Below are 18,423 nucleotides of genomic sequence, written 5' to 3'. Positions count from 1 at the left end.
CTGCATCCAGTGGCTGAGGTTAGGTGTTGCCCCCATCACCGCTACCCGACCGGGCCGGGCGATCGGGTCACAGGGTTGAGCACCTAGTCTTCGTCGTCGAAATCTTCGCCGCCGTCGGTGTAACCCTCTTCCTCTTCCTCATCACCGCTGCTGGTGTAGCGGCTGCCGTAGCTGCCGCCGATGTCCTCATCATCGATGATCGCCGGGTTGCGACTCAGGCCATAGGCCGCCTCAGCACCCAGGTCGATCGTCCCTTCCAGCTCATAGGCCCGCGCCGTGCGATCGTCCAGCACCACATCGGCCAGCTCTCCATCGTCGCCGTAGAGCGGATCGGTCAGGGTGTAACCCGTGGTTTCGTAGGGGCTAATTTCATCCACCAGGCCTTCTTCGTAGGCATTGAAGCCCGTACCCGCCGGAATCAGACGACCGATGATCACGTTTTCCTTCAGGCCACGCAGCCAGTCGGATTTGCCCTCGATCGCCGCTTCCGTCAGTACCCGCGTGGTTTCCTGGAAACTGGCCGCCGAAATGAAACTGTCCGTGTTCAGCGAAGCCTTGGTGATCCCCAACAGCACGGGCGTGTAAAGGGCCGGAGCCGCGCCGGTAATCGACATGGCTTCATTCACCCGCTCCACCTGTTGCAGTTCCACCAACTCACCCGGCAGCATTGTCGTATCGCCACCGTCATCGATCCGCACCTTGGAGGTCATCTGCCGCACAATCACTTCAATGTGCTTGTCGGAGATTTCAATCCCCTGGGACTGGTACACGGACTGCACTTCATCCACCAGGAATTTTTGCACCCGTTGCAAGCTGTCGAGGGCCGCTTCGTAGGGCGACATCAACTCCGCGTAGTAGTTGTAGAAGATTTCCAGGGTTTCGTGGGGGTTGGCCGGGCCGTCGGTCAGCGGTTCCGCCACGTTCGCCGTTTGGCCATCGACCACCTGCACGTTTTGACCGGCTCGAATTGGGTATTCCGCCAAGGTGCCATCGTTCTCGATGATCTTGACTTCCACCGTGTCATCTTCCCCATAGACCACTTGGGCCGTACCGGGACGACGGGCCAACACGCAAGCTTCCTTGGGCTTCCGGGCTTCCAGCAGCTCCTCAATCCGGGGCAAACCTTGGATGATGTCTCCGGTTTTGGTGCGCTCAAATACCAGCAACACCAGATTGTCACCCCGCTGCACCAAGTCGCCATCGTCAATGTGCAACACGGCTTGGGAGGACACGCGGTAGGGGCGTGCCACCCGCAACACCAGGTGATCTTCCCCGATCGACAGCACTTGGCCCGATTCGGCGCTGACCTGGCCGGGCGCAATTTCGCTCTTGCCCGCCACCACCAAGTCATCCACTTTGACGGTCGGAGTTGCCTGGGTCGCCACGGTCACCTGATCGGTGGGGCGCATGATCAGCAAACGCCGCAGGCTTTCCCCGTCGCCGCGAATGCCGCGCACTTCCCCGCCGTCTTTGGCTTGGATTTCGGTGCGGGCCACCACGGCTCCCGGATCCACCCGATCGCCATCCTTCACCAGCAGGCGCGTGTGGGTGCTGCCCTGGGTCGGATCCGCCGACACATCCCGCCGCACCACCAGGGATTCCAAAATCACCAGTTGCAGGCGCTTGATGTCTTCGTCCGTTGGATCATCCACCAGTTCAATATCGGCGGCCAACTGCGGCGTACCCTTATCCATTTCCAGGATCAGTTGGGTGCGCAGCAGGTCAATCCCTTCCACGGACTTAACCCGCTCACCGTCCTTGAACGGAATCCGCTGAACGGCCCGCAGTTTGATCGATCGCCCGGCTTCTTCGGCGGAATCTTGGCTCGGCACGGCCGGCTCATCGGGCACAGTGAACTCAATCACCGGCCGCAGCAACAGGCCCGACCCTTCCGGCGTTTCCACATATTCCACGCAAACCAGCTCTTCGGCCGGCAGCCCCGGAATAATGTCTTGACCGGGGGTGATGATTTGCCCATCGACGGTGGCCACCAAGTCCGGATCATCGACCATCCGCAGATCACCGGGCTTGATCGAAATTTCCCGCAGAATGTCGTTCTTTTGGATCACTTCCACGATCCCGGCGCTCTGGCAGAAGATGTCCTTGACGATCTCGGTGCCCGCTTCCACATACTGGCCGTCTTCCACCATCAACAGGGAGATGTCCTTGTTGATTTCGTGGGTTTCTTCGGGAATCCAAAGCAGCGTGCCCCCTTGGAGCACTTCATAGCCCTGTTTGCCCTTGGCTTTTTTGGCCACTTCCACGCCGGAGTAGCGCAGAATCCCGCCGGTGCTGGTGCGGTAGTGGTCGTCAATCAGCTCGGCCACCACTTGGTTGTGCAACACCTTGGTGCCGGGGGTGGCAATCAGGGAGAACAGTTGTCCCCGATCGGTCTCAATCAGGTAGTGATCGCGACCTTGGGCGCTTTCGGTGCGGATCCGAGCTTCGTTCAGCAACACCGAGGCGGTGATAATTTCAATTTCTCGGCTGCCGGCCTTGCCGTCGGCTTCGGCCACCTCGATCGGGAGGCGCACCACCCCGCCATGCTCCGTCACCAGGCGGGTTTCCGCCAGGATGCTGTTGGCCTCTACCACGCTGCCATTTTTGACCGTGGGTTCAGCCCCCGGCGGCAGGTTGTAGACTTCCCCAGACAGCACCCAAATCAGCCCACTCCGCTGAGCAATCCGGGTGGTGTTGCCTTGGCGGTCTTTTTTCTCTTCGGGATAGACTCCATCGAACAGCACCTCACCGGCCATGTCCGAAGGCACGTCCTTGGTGGCTTTTTCGGTGGATTTCCGGGTGGTGCGCCCTTGGGCCTGCACCTCCACCAGCATTTGACCCAGCTTCACTTCTTCACCGCTGCGGGCAATCAGGATCGAACCTTGGCTAGCTTCGAAGGTTTCCTTTTTGCCACCGGCTTCCACGGTGAGTTTGGTGGGCGCTTCCAGCAACAGGGCATCTTCCCCGTGGCGGGTGCGGAAGGAGCGGGCCCGCAGGTTCTTGGGATATTTGACCACCCCATCAAAGGGCGCACGAATCTGACCGGCCACTTCCCCGGTGAAGACACCCCCCGTGTGGAAGGTGCGCATGGTGAGCTGTGTCCCGGGTTCCCCGATCGACTGGGCCGCGATAATCCCCACCGCTTCACCCATGTCCACCATGCTGCCGTGGGCCAAGCTCCAGCCATAGCACTTTTGGCAGACCGATCGGGCCGCTTCACAGGTCAGGGGCGATCGCACGATCACCTCTTCCACGCCCGCCGCTTCGATTTCCTTGGCCAACTCATCGGAAATGTCTTGGTTGCGGGCCGCCAGCACCTCGCCGGTTTGCGGATGAACCACATCCACCGCCACCACCCGACCCAACAGTCGGGAGCTAATCGGAATCAGGATTTTTTCATCGTCGGTCATGGCCCGAACCGGAATCCCCCGTTCCGTGCCGCAATCGGTTTCCCGAATGATCGTGTCCTGGGACACGTCCACCAACCGGCGCGTTAGGTAACCGGAGTCCGCCGTGCGCAACGCCGTGTCCACCAACCCCTTACGCGCCCCGTAGGAGGAAATGATGTATTCGGTGACGGTCAGCCCTTCGCGGAAGTTGGTTTTAATCGGCAAGTCGATGATTTCCCCTTGGGGGTTCGCCATCAAGCCGCGCATCCCCACCAACTGGCGCACCTGGGACAGGTTCCCCCGCGCTCCCGAGAAGGCCATCATGTAGACGGAGTTCAGGGGATCGTTGGATTCAAAGTTGCGCACCACCTCATCTTTCAGGTTTTCGCTGGTGCCGTTCCAGGTGTCGATTACCTTTTGGAAGCGCTCCACTTCCGTAATTTCCCCGCGCACATATTTGGTTTCTGTGCGGCGAATTTCCTCTTCGGCGGCTTCCAGCAGTTGGCGCTTAATCGGCGGAATTTGCAGGTCATCGACGCTAATCGAGACCCCGGCACGGGTGGCGAATTTAAAGCCCAGATCCTTTAGGGCATCGGCAAGCTGGGAGGTGCGGGCCGTTCCATAGTGGGTAAAGGCCCAGGCAATCAGGTTCCGCAGTTGACCCTTACGGATCACGCGGTTGTAAAAGATGGGTTGGGTCGGTTGGTCAGCCATGATCGGTTCGATCTTGTTGCGGTGATGGGGCCAAGCAGGGAAAAGCGATCGCCCCGATCGGGGCCAGGGCCAACGGGGCGATCGCGCAGGCTGGATTAGCCGATGCTGAGGACAGCCTGTTGAATCGTTTGGTTCAGCAAAATGCGCCCCGGCGTGGTGCGGATATATTGGGCCAGCAGTTCACCATCGCACTCGCGCCGGAGGCTGAGGGGGCGGCGGGTCTTTTTGCCCAGGGTGATGGTGGTGGCGGTGCTGCCTGCGGGAATCGTCACCGACTCGGCCGGCTGGGCCACGCGAATCGTCACCTGCTCCGGCGTAATCCGAATCACTTGCCCCGTGGCGGGCGCACTCACACCGGCCGCCAAAGCCGTGCCTTCCACCACCACATGGCCGTTGTTAATCACGGGGGTTTCACCATTCAGGGACACATCGATGGTGTCTTCACCCACCATCACCCACTGCTCCCCAACGCCCTCGTCATGCTCCACGGGGCCGTTGTACTGCACCCAAACATAGGTATGGAGGCCCACCTTGCCCCGATCGTAGGCGATCGTCGCATCATCCAGGCTGGCAAAGTAGCGCAGCACATCGGCCTTCTGGTTCGGGTTTTCGGCCGTTAGGTAGTAACAGCCCAACACCATGTCTTGGCTAGGGGTAATAATCGGGCGACCCGTTGCCGGGGACAGCACATTATTAGAAGCCAGCATCAGCAGGCGCGCTTCGGCCTGGGCTTCCAACGACAGGGGCACGTGTACCGCCATTTGGTCACCGTCAAAGTCCGCGTTAAAGGCCGGACAAACCAACGGGTGCAACTGAATGGCACGCCCATCCACCAGAATCGGCTCAAAGGCCTGAATCCCCAACCGGTGCAGGGTCGGAGCGCGGTTCAGCATCACCGGGTGGCCGTCAATCACCTCTTCCAGCACATCCCACACGGCGGGATCGTTGCGCTGGATCATCTTCTTGGCGGCCTTGATGTTGTTGACCAACCCTTGCTTGATCAGCCGGTGAATCACGAAGGGCTGGAACAGCTCGATCGCCATTTCCCGGGGCAGACCGCATTGGTGAATCTTCAGATTCGGCCCGACCACGATTACGGAACGGCCGGAGTAGTCCACCCGTTTACCCAGCAGGTTTTGGCGGAAGCGACCCTGTTTCCCTTCAATGATGTCCGACAGGGACTTCAGGGGGCGGTTGTTGGCTCCCACCACCGTCCGACCGCGCCGACCGTTATCAATCAGCGCATCAACGGCTTCTTGCAACATCCGCTTTTCGTTGCGGACAATGATTTCCGGAGCCAGGATCTCTTGCAAGCGAGCCAACCGGTTGTTGCGGTTAATCACCCGACGATAGAGATCATTCAAGTCCGAGGTGGCAAACCGACCCCCATCCAACTGCACCATCGGTCGCAGGTCGGGCGGGATCACCGGAATCACATCCAGCACCATCCACTCGGCCTTGGCCCCGGTGGCCACAAAGTTGTCAATCACCCGCAGGCGCTTGATCAACTTGGCCCGCTTTTGCCCCTTGGCCGTGGCAATTTCTTCCCGCAAGCGCTCGGCTTCCTGCTCCAGGGGAATATCCTGCAACAGGCGCTGAATCGCTTCGGCCCCGATGCCCACTTCCACGCCTTCGAGATCCGAGTCATCGGCGTAGAGGCGATCTTCAATTTCAATCCACTGCTCTTCGCTCAGCAGTTGCTTGTAGCTGAGATCCGCCGCATTGCCCGGATCGAGCACCACGTAGGAGTTGAAGTACACCACCTGCTCCACATCGCGCAGGGGCATATCCAACAGGATCGCCATGTAACTGGGGATCCCCTTCAGATACCAAACGTGGGTGACGGGGGCCGCCAGTTTGATGAAGCCCATCCGGTGACGACGCACCCGCGATTCGGTCACTTCCACGCCGCAACGTTCGCAGACAATACCGCGGTGGCGCACCCGCTTGTATTTGCCACAGTGGCATTCCCAATCCTTGGCGGGGCCAAAAATCCGCTCGCAGAATAGCCCGTCCATTTCGGGCTTCAGGGTGCGGTAGTTGATCGTTTCGGGCTTGGTCACTTCACCGACGATTTGACCGTTGGGCAAGGTACGCTCGCCCCATTGGCGAATCCGCTCGGGCGAGGCGATGCCGATCTTTACGTAGTCAAAGCGCTGCTTGAGTTTCGACATGGTTGTTCGGTGACGGTGGGCAATCAGCAGGCAAACGGGATTGGGTCGATCGCCCCAGACAGAACATTCAGGGGGCGATCGATCCGCAGAACTCACACCTTACTCGTCGTCAAACCCTTCACGGGCAAACACTTCGTAAGTGGGACGGGTGGGCGCACGACGAACGCCGGGGATATCGATCATCAGGTCTACCTCCACATCGCGGCTGGTGCCGTCGTCTTGGATTTCGCTCTTGTGGACGGCAATATCCAAGCAGAGAGATTGCAATTCGCGCATCAGCACCTTGAAGGATTCCGGTGTACCCGGTCGCGGGATCGCCTTGCCCTTCACTATGGCGTTGAGGGCTTCGTTGCGGCCCTGCATGTCGTCGGACTTGACCGTCAGCAGCTCTTGCAGGATGTAGGCGGCCCCGAAGGCTTCCAAGGCCCACACTTCCATTTCCCCGAACCGCTGACCGCCCTGTTGGGCCTTACCGCCGAGGGGCTGTTGGGTCACCAGCGAGTAGGGGCCGGTGCTGCGGGCGTGGATCTTGTCATCGACCAAGTGGACGAGCTTCAGCATGTAGCCCTTGCCGACGGTGACGGGGCGATCGAACGGTTCCCCTGTTCGGCCGTCATAGACCGTGATTTTGCCGGGATTCGTCGGCTCAAACAGCCAGTCCTTGCCGGTTTCGTCACGGGCTTCCTGCAACTTGCCATGCACCGCCAGACGGGAGGCTTCTGCCCCGTACATTTCGTCAAAGGGCGTGACCTTGAAGCGCATCCCCAACTGCTCACCGGCCCAACCCAGCAAGCACTCGAACACCTGACCCACGTTCATCCGGGAGGGCACCCCCAGCGGGTTCAGCACCACATCCACCGGGCTACCGTCGGGCAAGAAGGGCATATCTTCCACGGGCAGGATCTTGGAGATAATCCCCTTGTTGCCGTGGCGACCGGCCATCTTGTCGCCCACTTGGATTTTGCGCTTTTGGGCCACGTAGACGCGCACGACCATGTTCGCGCCGGGGGGCAGCTCATCGCCCTGTTCCCGGGTAAACACGCGCACATCGACGACACGACCCTTTTCGCCGTTGGGCACGCGCAGGGAGTTGTCGCGCACGTCCCGGGCCTTTTCACCGAAGATCGCCCGCAGCAGCTTCTCTTCCGGCGGTTGATCCGATTCACCCTTGGGCGTGACTTTCCCGACCAGGATGTCGCCCGATTCGACCCAAGCGCCGATCCGGATGATCCCGTGCTCATCCAGTTGGCGCAGGGCATCTTCGCCCACGTTGGGAATTTCGCGGGTGATTTCTTCGGGGCCGAGCTTGGTTTGGCGGGCTTCAATCTCGAATTTTTCGACGTGGATCGAGGTATAGACATCCTCGGCCACCAGGCGCTCACTGATTAGGATTGCGTCTTCGTAGTTGTAGCCTTCCCAGGGCATGTAGACGACGGTGACGTTTTGGCCCAGGGCCAGTTCGCCGCCTTCGGTGGAGGATCCATCAGCCAGCACTTGCCCAGCCACCACGCGCTCGCCGCTGTAGACGAGGGGGCGTTGGTTAAGGCAGGTGTCCTGGTTCGATCGCTGGTATTTTTGCAGCTCGTATTCCAGGATGTTGCCGTCTGGATCCTTGACGCGGATTTCCTTGGCGGACACGTAGACCACTTCCCCGGCGGTGCGGGAAACGATCACCATCCCTGAGTCACGGGCGGCCTGGGCTTCCAAGCCAGTACCCACCAAGGGGCGCTCGGGCCGCAACAGGGGCACGGCCTGCCGTTGCATGTTCGATCCCATCAGGGCCCGGTTTGCGTCGTCATGCTCCAGGAACGGAATCAGGGAGGTTGCCACCGAGATAATCTGCACCGGGGAAACGGCGATGTAGTCCACCTGGTCGGGACTGGTGGTGGTGAATTCCTGGCGGTAGCGCACGGGCACCGATTCCCCGAGGATGTAGCCGTTTTCGTCCATGGGCACATCCCCAGGAGCTACGCGCACATCGTCCTCTTCGTCGGCGGTCATATAGATCGGTGAGCGATCGAGCCGGACGCGGCCATTTTCCACCGGGAAGACCGGGGTGGTGATGAAGCCGTAGGGATTGACGCGGGCATGGGTGGCCAGGGAGCCGATCAGACCAGCGTTGGGGCCTTCCGGCGTTTCGATCGGGCAAATCCGGCCATGGTGGCTGGGGTGAATGTCGCGCACCGCGAAGCCCGCCCGCTCCCGGGTCAGACCGCCGGGGCCGAGGGCACTCAGACGGCGCTTGTGGGTCAGCTCTGCCAAGGGGTTGGTCTGATCCATGAACTGGGACAGTTGGCTGGAGCCGAAGAACTCCTTAATCGCCGCCACCAGGGGTTTCGGGTTGACCAAAGAAGCGGGCGTTAGGGAATCCGCATCAGATACGGTCATCCGCTCGCGAATGATCCGCTCCAGCCGGTTCAAGCCCACGCGCACTTGGTTTTGCAGCAGTTCACCCACGGAACGCACCCGGCGGTTGCCCAGGTGGTCGATATCGTCGGTGCTGCCCAGGTCAAATTCCAGATTGATTAGGTAATCGATCGCCGACAGAATATCCTGCGGGGTCAGCACGCGCACCGTGTCAGGAATATTCAGGTGCAGCTTGCGGTTGATCTTGTAGCGGCCCACCTTGCCCAGGTCGTAGCGCTTGGGATCAAAGAAGCGCGAATCCAACAGTTGCTGACCACCCGAAACCGTCGGCGGTTCGCCCGGTCGCAGCTTGCGGTACAGCTCCATCAGCGCTTCTTCTTCGGAGAAGTCGCCTTCTTTTTCGATCGTCCGTTGGAAATATTCCGGGTGGCGCAGCCCATCGAGAATTTCTGCCGTCGTCCAGCCCAAGGCCTTCAGCAGCACTTGGGCCGACAGTTTGCGGGTCTTGTCGATCCGCACCCAAACCATGTCGTTTTTGTCGGTCTCAAACTTCAGCCAAGCGCCCCGATTGGGAATCAAGCTGGCGGAGTAGGTGCGGCGACCGCTCTTGTCAATTTCAAACTTATAGTAAACACCGGGGCTACGGACGATCTGATTCACGATCACCCGTTCCGCGCCGTTGATGATGAAGGTTCCCCGTTCCGTCATCAGGGGCAGATCGCCAATGAAGACTTCTTGCTCCTTGATTTCGCCGGTTTCTTTGTTGATCAACCGGGTCGGCACATACATTTGCACCGAATAGGTGGCATCCCGCCGCTTGGCTTCATCAACGTCGTATTTGGGCCGCTTCAGCTTGTAGTTTTTGCCGATGAAGTGCAGCTCCAACTTGCCGGTATAGTCCGTGATCGGGGAGAAGCTATCAAGTTCTTCGATCAGGCCTTCTTCGAGAAACCAACGGAAGCTGGCCCGTTGAATTTCAATCAGGTCGGGCAGCAGAAACGAAGGGGTCGTGGTCGCGAGTTTGTCGGTCATGCGTCTCCTGGGGGCGGTGATGCCAAGTGCAAACCCGTTGGCAGATGGAACGCGGGCAGCAAAACAGCAGCAAAACAACGGTGACCGGGCTTGGCAAGGGGCAAATCGCAGGGGCGATCGCCCGGCCCGGCTGCGGGGCCCTAGGCGAGGGCCAGGGCGGGAACGGTGGGTTCGATCGACTGGGGCAGTCGGAACAACTGGCGAGCATTGGCGCTGGTCTGCTCACCCAGGGCGATCGGGTCAAGATTCCGCAGGGCGGCTACCTGGTTGAGCACCGAAACCACGTAGGCCGGTTCATTGCGACGACCGCGATGGGGAACGGGAGCCAAAAATGGGCAATCCGTTTCCACCAACAGGCGATCGAGCGGCACTACCTTGGCGGATTCCTGAATGTCTGGGGCATTCTTGAAGGTGACCGTGCCGCTGAAGCTGATGTGAAACCCAAGCTCCACAAACTGCAATGCCTGCTGAGGGGTACCTCCCCAGCAGTGCAAAACTCCCGCCGGACAACCCGGGCGATCGCGCAGAAACGCAAGCATTTCCTCAGCAGCGTCGCGGCAATGGATGATCACCGGCAGACCCAAATCGCTGGCCAAATCAAGCTGGGCCCCAAAGGCCGCCAACTGCACTTGATGGGCCGTTGATTTATAGAAGTCGAGACCGGTTTCACCAATGGCCACCACCTTCGGATCCGATTGAGCCAAGGTGCGAATTTGCTCGCCCAACGCCTCTTGCCACTGATGTTCCGCCTCCAGTGGGTGTAGCCCAACGGCGAAAAACACTTCAGGGCAAGCCTGAGCGATCGCCTGAATCGCCCCAAACTCGCCCGGATGCACACAAGCGTGAACCAACGCGTCAACGCCGGCCGCCAACCAACGCTGGCGAACGGCGCTGAAATCATCACTAAAGTTGGGAAAATTAACGTGAACGTGCGTGTCGATCGCTTTCACGGCGCGTTTACCCACCTCGACTACGGCTAAGGGTTAATGCTTGGGATCTCAGCCCAGCAGTCTCAGTCAGCGATGGACAACGCACCAAGGGTGGCGAGGCCCCATCGCCCAACCAACCCTTAAGCAGCGACAGCCTTCTTCAGGTAGCTGGCCAACTTCGACTTTTTGCGCGCGGCGTTGTTGCGGTGATAAACACCCCGCTTCACGGCCTTGTCAATTTTGCTGGCGGCGTTGGACAGATTGGCTTGGACAGCTTCCAGGGCTTCCGGCGAAGGGTTAGCCGCGTAAGCATCCACCGACGACAGATATTTCTTGGTCAGGGTTCGCACCGCCGACTTATAAGCTTTATTACGCAGTCGATTACGCTCTGCGATCTGAACGCGCTTGATTGCAGACTTAATATTAGCCACGGTCGATCTCTTAGGATTTCGATTGCAACGTTGACACTAGATTCCCATGCCGGGGCAAGGGGGACACCCAAACCAGAGGATTTGGGTTCTTGCTTGTTTCTCGTGGTCGAGTCTTCCGCGCCTTCGTTCTAGGATGAGACCAGGAAAAGTCTCAGGGTCGCTCCGCAGGCTGACACCGCTACAATGAGCGGTCAAGAAGCATCGGCACTGTTCCTTGGGCCTGGTGAGTCGTGACGCTGGTGAGCAAGAAAAAATTTCGGCTCTGGCGGTCACCCTTTGGCAAGGCTGGACAAGGAGAGATTGGACGGTGTTGGAACTGCCCGGCGATCCATAATAACACCCACTGCCGGAACTCGTGCAAAGAACTCCGGAATTTTGTTAAAAAATGTTTTAATACTCACCGCATTAGCCCGGCGATCGCGCCAGAATCCCGATCGCTTTTTAAGCCTTGCTCTCAGGAGCCAAGGTTTTCAGGCTGCCGAGTGTTTCTATAATGATGACTACGCCGATCTCGTCGGTAGCCACGGGGCGCTGCGAGGTCGCCGAATTGGACGACCAGGACGCGAAGACTCCATGTTGCGAATTATTACCGAATTGGCCGAGGCCCGGTCGGAGCTACGGCGGATTTGCGATCGCACCCACGATGAGCAGGTGACGCATAAGGAAGCCACCGTGCGTCAGATCCTCCAAACCGTGAAGCGCCAAGGCGATCGGGCCTTGTTAGCCTACACGGAAGAGTTTGACAAGCAGATTTTAACTGCCGAGCAACTTCGCGTCACGGGGTCGGAACTGGATGCGGCCTACCAACAGGTTTCTAAGGAACTCCTGTCGGCGATCCAACTGGCGAGCCGACAAATTGAGGAGTTTCACCGGCTGCGCGTTCCCAAAAGCTGGGTGCAATTTGGCGATCGAGATGTGGTCTTGGGCAAGCGCTACACGCCGGTCGATCGCGCTGGTCTCTACGTTCCCGGTGGGCGGGCTGCCTATCCCAGCACCGTGCTGATGAATGCGATTCCGGCCAAGGTGGCCGGGGTGGAGCGAATTGTGATGGTGACCCCGCCGGGCCCCGGGGGTGCTTTGAACCCGGCCGTGCTGGTGGCGGCCCAAGAGGCGGGCGTGACGGAAATTTACCGGGTGGGCGGGGCCCAGGCGATCGCCGCCCTCGCCTACGGGACGGAAACGATTCCGAAAGTGGACGTGATCACCGGCCCGGGCAATGTTTACGTGATGTTGGCCAAGGGGCAAGTCTACGGCACGGTGGGCATTGACTCCCTCGCTGGGCCCTCAGAAGTGCTCGTGATTGCCGATCGCACCGCTGACCCCACCCACCTGGCCGCCGACCTGCTAGCCCAGGCTGAGCATGACCCCATGGCCGCCGCAATCTTGATCACCACCGATGGCGACCTGGCCGGAAAGGTGGTGAACGAGGTCAAGGATCAACTGGCGGATCATCCTCGGCGGATTGATACGGAAAAGGCGATCGCCCATTTCGGCCTGGTCGTCGTGGTGGAAACGCTGGAGCTGGCGGCGGAATTGTCCAACGAATTTGCACCGGAACACTTGGAATTGGAAGTGGCGGAACCCTGGGATCTGCTGGAGCGGATTAAACATGCCGGAGCCATCTTCCTGGGCCACTCCACGCCGGAAGCAGTGGGCGACTACCTCGCGGGCCCCAATCACACCCTGCCCACCTCCGGCGCAGCCCGCTATGCCTCGCCCCTGAGCACGGAAACCTTCATGAAGCACTCCAGCATCATTTCCTATTCCGCCGGGGCCCTGTCGTCCGTGTCTTCGGCGGTGCAGGCATTGGCGGAAGCGGAGGGTCTGCCGTCCCATGGCTATTCCGTGAAGGTGCGCACCGATCGCCCCAGTCCCGAACGATAGGGGGGATCAGCAGGCAATTGGGCACTTTAGGGCAATTAGAAGTTGAGATTTGTTGCAGATTGTTACCTGTTGTTGTAACTCTTCATATCCCATCCCCCATCCCCCCAAAGGAGATTGATAGACTAAACAACAGTTTTTTTAAGGCTTTTGATCTTTAGTGATCTTTGGCAAGCCGTTTTTAAAATTCCAACGCAGCCTTTGATCCCACACAACCGCTGTGCAGTTGTCAGGAAAAAATCGCTGCTGATCATCCCGTTGACGACCCTTCCCTAGCACGCTGATAGATCCGTTAGATCCGTTCAGATTGCGCCAGTCAGATCGATCCAGATCCTGTCTGGCTCAGTCATCCGCCCAACCCGTACCTCGATCGCACTAAGCAATTCATGGTTAGCACTCCCCAAAAACCGCAAGCCGTCCAGCCGGGAGTCAAAGTTCCCGCCAAGGACACGATCCTCACGCCGCGCTTCTACACCACCAACTTCGAAGAAATGGCGGCGATGGATATCTCCGCCAACGAAGAGGAACTCCAAGCGATCATCGAAGAATTTCGGGTGGACTATAACCGCCACCACTTCGTGCGCGATGAGGAGTTCAACCAAAGCTGGGATCACATTGACGGCAAAACCCGCGAGCTGTTCATTGAGTTTCTGGAGCGCTCCTGCACCGCTGAGTTTTCGGGCTTCTTGCTTTACAAGGAACTGTCGCGGAAACTGAAGGGCAAAAACCCGGTGCTGGCCGAAGGGTTTGAGCTGATGTCGCGGGATGAAGCACGCCATGCGGGCTTCCTGAACAAGGCGATGACGGACTTCAACCTGTCGCTAGATTTGGGCTTCCTGACCCAAAGCAAGAGCTACACCTACTTCGCACCGAAGTTCATCTTCTACGCGACCTACCTGTCGGAAAAGATCGGCTACTGGCGCTACATCACGATCTATCGCCACCTGGAAAAGAATCCCGAAGACCGGATTTATCCGATCTTCCGCTTCTTTGAAAACTGGTGCCAAGACGAGAACCGCCACGGCGACTTTTTCGATGCGGTGCTGCGGGCCAATCCCCAATTCTTGAACGATTGGAAAGCCCGTCTCTGGTGCCGGTTCTTCCTGCTGTCGGTGTTTGCGACGATGTTCTTGAACGATCTGCAACGGAGCGGGTTCTACGCGGCGATCGGGCTGAACGCTCGCGACTATGACATCGAAGTGATTAAGAAGACCAACGAAACGGCGGGTCGGGTGTTCCCGATCGTCCTGGATGTGGAGAACCCTGAGTTCTATGAGCGGCTTGATCGCTGTGCCGCCAACAACATCAAGTTGGGTGAAATCGCTGCCTCGAACGAACCGGGCTTCGTGAAGACCCTGCAAAAGTTGCCGTTGATTTTGAACACGGCTTGGCAGCTCATTGCCCTGTTCCTGATGCCGCCCATCCGGGTTGACCAAAATTGGTCGGTGGCTCGCTAGAACTCGGAAATTAGCCCTGATTTGACTGTCATTTCGAGCTGATTGGGTGGCCAGTGCTGAGCATTGGCCATCTTTTTTGTCTCTTTTTCTTTTGTCTCTTTTCTGCGTTTTGATCGCTTTTTCTGGCCCATTCGGCCGGTCATTTGCGCACCATCAAGCAATGATTCGTTGACCTTCCTAGACAGCGGTAAGGCCGTTCGCTACCCTGAAGTCTGTAGTGACGGCTCTGCCGTATCCCGATCGAGATGGTTCTCTGTGCCTTGCCATGACTGCTTCTAGCACAAAACGCCGCCGCCAACTGCCTTGGCTCCATCGCCACGGTCGCACCGTAATTGCGGGCATCGCCGGAACCGGTTTGGTGCTCACCAGCTATCTAACCGTGGTGAAGTTAACGGGCGCAAAGGCGGCTTGCCCCACAGAAGGGTGCGATCGCGTCCTGAACAGTCCCTATGCCGAGGTGTTGGGGATACCGCTGCCGCTGATTGGAATGTTGGGCTATGGCGCGATGTTGTTGTTGGCGCTGGCTCCCCTGGTAACCCAACAGGCCCGTAAGGATCTGCAAGTGCAGATTGAAGAGTGGAGCGGCTTGCTGTTGGTGGCGGGCGGCGCAGCGATGGCCACGTTCAGCGGCTATTTGATGTATGTGATGGTCTCGGAAATTCGCGAGACTTGTCTCTATTGTTTGGGGTCGGCGTTCTTTTCCCTGTCGCTGTTTGGCCTGGCCCTCAGCAGTCGCCGTTGGGATGATTTAGGGAAACCCATTTTTACGGCGATCGGGCTGGCCATCATCACACTGGTGGGAACCTTGGGGGTCTATGCCACTCCCAGCGGATCCAGTTCCAACGGCTCGGAAATGTTCACCATCAAGACCACTTCCGGCCCAGCGGAAATTGCTTTAGCCGAGCACCTGACCAAAGCAGGGGCGCAGGAATTTGGAGCCTATTGGTGTCCCCACTGCCACGAGCAGAAAGAACTGTTTGGCAAGGAGGCGGCCGCAAAGCTGCCCTATGTGGAGTGTGATCCCAACGGCAAGAACGCCAAACCGGATCTTTGTCGGGCGGCGGGAATTCGCAGTTTCCCCTCCTGGAAAATTGGCGGCAAGCTCTATGAAGGGGTGACTCCACTCGATCGCCTGGCGGATTTGTCGGGTTATCAGGGCGATCGCACCTTCCGCCAAGGAAGCCTTCAGGAACTGCCAAACCGCGCCGCCCCGATCCCAGAACCCGCCCCTAGTCCTTAAACCCCAATGACTTTCAGCCCAACACCTGAGTTCAGGAGGTTGGGCGTTGTCGATTTTGGGGCCATGATGGGGAGTTGGGCCGAAAATCTTGAAAAATTTGCAAATGCTTCGCCGGATCAGGCAACTTTTCGCTAGAAAAGCTAAAACAGACGGAATTTGCGTCAGCAGCGGCTGATTAAGCCCCCTGAGCACCACGGAGATGGACACTAGCTCAGCGGGGCCGGATACGGAACGCGGTGAACTCCAAAACTGGGTTCAGGTGCTAGGTGCAGATGCCATTCGATCGCGATCGCGCGTATGAGACCGGAGCTGCCCTAAATTGGCTGGGATTTCCATATTCAAGGCTCGCCCCCCAAAACCGTTAATTACGCCGTAACGAAGCCAATTCAAGAGAGTGAGGTATCTATACACGATCCTTAATCTCTGAAGCGTTACGATTGAGACCAGGAGCAGTCAGCTAGAATCCAGAAAAGATCGTCAAACATCTTGCCGGGGGCGGCCACTTTTGACCTGGCCCATTTGGCTTGACTCGATCCAGTATTTCCGATCAGGGTGGCGTGCCAACGGCTATTCGCGATGTTCTGTTTAGGCATTCTGTTTAGGCGTTCTGTTTAGGCGTTTCGTTTAGATGCTCCGTTTAATAGTCCTCGTGATTTGATTACTCGATTTAATCACCCAAGCTTGATCACCCATCGATCAACCAACCCTGATCACTCTTGAGACCTCTGACAGTGGCTGCTATGCAGATTTGTCCCCAGTGCCAATGTGAAAACCCTGATGACAACAAGTACTGTCAGCAGTGTGGTGCCTCGCTCGATCGATTGCTCTGTCCGGAATGCGGCACTGAGAATCCCGTCGGTCAGCTCACCTGTAGTGACTGTGGCGAGGCGATCGGGACAGTTCTGCAAGCTCTTTTGGTGCCGCCGGAACCGGATGCCGCTTGGCCAAATCCCCCCGAGACCAATGATCCCGACCAGCCTTTTCTGCGCTACAAGCCCTTGACTCCGATTCGGGCGATTGATGCCAGCGCCCAATATCAAACCCAAGTGCTGGATCAACAGCCCTATCGACTGCGATTTTTCGATCGCTGGTTGCACCAGCCGATCGAGGGCGACGCGGAACCCACCTTGCCCCCCAGCTCTCAACCCGCCACTTACGAACTCTCGATCGAGTCCCAGATTCCCTCCATTGCCCAACCCTATCTGCTGCTCGATTCACAACTGGGCCAACGCTTGCCCCAGGTCTACGACACCTGGCAAGGAGAAGGCTGGCAAGTTCTGTTGATTGAGGATCGATCGGACTGGAAATCCCTGAGCGATCTGTGGCGAGATCCCGACACACCCACCCTGCAAGTCCTGCACGATCTCTACGAAATGCTCGACCTTTGGGAAGAGTTAATTCCCGTGCAATGTACCGCCAGTCTGCTGGTGCTCGACAACCTGTGTGTTGACGAAGACAGCGTTCTGAGCCTCAAGCGTCTGCATGACCCCACCGCGCATCCGGAGCAGCCCACCGCCGCCAGCAGCCTCACGCACTTGGGCGAAGCCTGGCTACAGTTGCTGACCCAAGCGGAACACCCAGGAGCTGACTCCCTGATTAACCTGGCTCAACTGATTGCTCGGGGTCAGTTCACCAGCCCCGACGTGGTGCGCCAGCACCTGCGGCTCATTGCCGACAACTTGGAGCAAAAATCCCCCGTAGCGGCGATCGCCGCCACCAGCCTGAGCGAAAGCGTGGCCATGCCTTCTAGCTCGGTTGTTCCTAACGGTGGCAATCCGCTCGCTAATCTTCCCCTCAGCAGCCTGCGGGATGACGATGAGGACGATACACCCACGATCGTCCTGCCCATGAAATTGTCGAGTCTGGATGAGGCGGGGCGCACCGATATTGGTCGCCAGCGCGATCACAATGAGGACTACTTCGGCATTTACACCAACTTCCAGCGACTGGAAACCCCCAACGGCAGGACGGTTCGGGCCCACAATCTCTATATTCTCTGTGACGGGATGGGGGGCCATGCCAGCGGGGAAGTGGCCAGCCACTTGGCGGTCAAGACCCTTCAGGACTATTTCCAAACCAATTGGCAAACTGAAATGCCCCCGATCGAGGCCATTCGAGAGGGAATCTTCATGGCCAATCAGGCCATTTACGACGAAAACCAAAGCGAGCAGCGATCGGGCAGTGGACGAATGGGAACCACCCTGGTTTTAGTGCTTGTCCACAACTCCAAGGTGGCCGTGGCCCACGTGGGAGACAGCCGGCTTTATCGGCTCACCCGCCGTCGGGGTCTTGAGCAAATCACCACCGACCACGAAGTCGGACAGCGGGAAATTCAGCGCGGCATTGACCCCGATGCCGCCTACAGCCGCCCCGATGCCTATCAACTCACCCAAGCTCTGGGGCCCCGCGATAACACCGGAGTGGATCCAGAAATCCAGTTTTTGGATCTGGATGAAGATGCTCTGTTGTTGCTCTGTTCCGATGGATTGAGCGACAACGACTTGATTGAAACCCACTGGCAAACCCACTTAGCCCCACTGATTAGCTCTCGCGCCAACCTTGACCAAGGGGTTTCGCAACTGGTGGAGCTGGCAAATCAGCACAATGGCCATGACAACATCACGGCTCTGCTGATTCGAGCAAAGGTGCAGCCCAACATGGACAGCATGTTGATGTAGAGCTGGGCGCTGATTGACGTAGAACTGAGTACTGAACTGGGCCAGTCGGCCAGGCTTCCTCAATGGCTTAACCAATATCCAGGAAGCCACGGTCGATCGAGCGGGGAGCGGGCTGAGTTCCTAGAGGCTAA

Annotated in this window: 9 protein-coding genes; 4 read left to right on the top strand and 5 right to left on the bottom strand. The window is 58.4% G+C overall.

Annotated elements, in window-relative coordinates:
• Positions 1–83 precede the first annotated feature (83 nt).
• The 5 genes from H6G53_RS11850 to rpsT form a co-directional block, all read right to left on the bottom strand.
• The gene (locus tag H6G53_RS11850) at positions 84–4,103 is read right to left on the bottom strand and encodes a DNA-directed RNA polymerase subunit beta' (protein ID WP_190533149.1); all 4,020 of its coding nucleotides are present in this window, start codon (positions 4,101–4,103) and stop codon (positions 84–86) included.
• Between the two features lie 95 nt (positions 4,104–4,198).
• On the bottom strand, positions 4,199–6,277 hold the full coding sequence (locus tag H6G53_RS11845; protein WP_099534591.1) for a DNA-directed RNA polymerase subunit gamma: 2,079 nt from the start codon (positions 6,275–6,277) through the stop codon (positions 4,199–4,201).
• 99 nt (positions 6,278–6,376) lie between these two features.
• Complete coding sequence (gene rpoB, locus H6G53_RS11840; RefSeq protein ID WP_099534590.1) at positions 6,377–9,676, bottom strand: DNA-directed RNA polymerase subunit beta; 3,300 nt, start codon at positions 9,674–9,676, stop codon at positions 6,377–6,379.
• A 140-nt stretch (positions 9,677–9,816) separates the two neighbouring features.
• Complete coding sequence (locus tag H6G53_RS11835) at positions 9,817–10,626, bottom strand: TatD family hydrolase (protein ID WP_099534599.1); 810 nt, start codon at positions 10,624–10,626, stop codon at positions 9,817–9,819.
• 119 nt (positions 10,627–10,745) lie between these two features.
• Positions 10,746–11,036: a 30S ribosomal protein S20 gene (gene rpsT / locus H6G53_RS11830; RefSeq protein WP_099534589.1), complete on the bottom strand. Its 291-nt coding sequence runs from the start codon at positions 11,034–11,036 to the stop codon at positions 10,746–10,748.
• A gap of 573 nt (positions 11,037–11,609) precedes the next feature.
• On the opposite strand from rpsT, the gene hisD reads away from it, so the two are divergent.
• The 4 genes from hisD (at position 11,610) to H6G53_RS11810 (ending at position 18,292) form a co-directional block, all read left to right on the top strand.
• Positions 11,610–12,920 carry a histidinol dehydrogenase gene (gene hisD / locus H6G53_RS11825; protein WP_099534588.1) on the top strand — a complete coding sequence of 437 codons (1,311 nt, stop codon included), beginning with the start codon at positions 11,610–11,612 and terminating at the stop codon, positions 12,918–12,920.
• Between the two features lie 383 nt (positions 12,921–13,303).
• On the top strand, positions 13,304–14,374 hold the full coding sequence (gene acsF, locus H6G53_RS11820; protein ID WP_099534587.1) for a magnesium-protoporphyrin IX monomethyl ester (oxidative) cyclase: 1,071 nt from the start codon (positions 13,304–13,306) through the stop codon (positions 14,372–14,374).
• Positions 14,375–14,639: 265 nt separating this feature from the next.
• Positions 14,640–15,614: a vitamin K epoxide reductase family protein gene (locus H6G53_RS11815; protein ID WP_190526752.1), complete on the top strand. Its 975-nt coding sequence runs from the start codon at positions 14,640–14,642 to the stop codon at positions 15,612–15,614.
• A gap of 740 nt (positions 15,615–16,354) precedes the next feature.
• Complete coding sequence (locus H6G53_RS11810; RefSeq protein WP_190533321.1) at positions 16,355–18,292, top strand: serine/threonine phosphatase; 1,938 nt, start codon at positions 16,355–16,357, stop codon at positions 18,290–18,292.
• The last annotated feature ends 131 nt before the right edge of the window (positions 18,293–18,423 follow it).

This window comes from Limnothrix sp. FACHB-406, from assembly GCF_014698235.1.
Lineage (GTDB): Bacteria > Cyanobacteriota > Cyanobacteriia > CACIAM-69d > CACIAM-69d > CACIAM-69d.
Note: the sequence above shows the minus strand (reverse complement) of the source record. Positions and strands in the feature narration are given on the sequence as shown.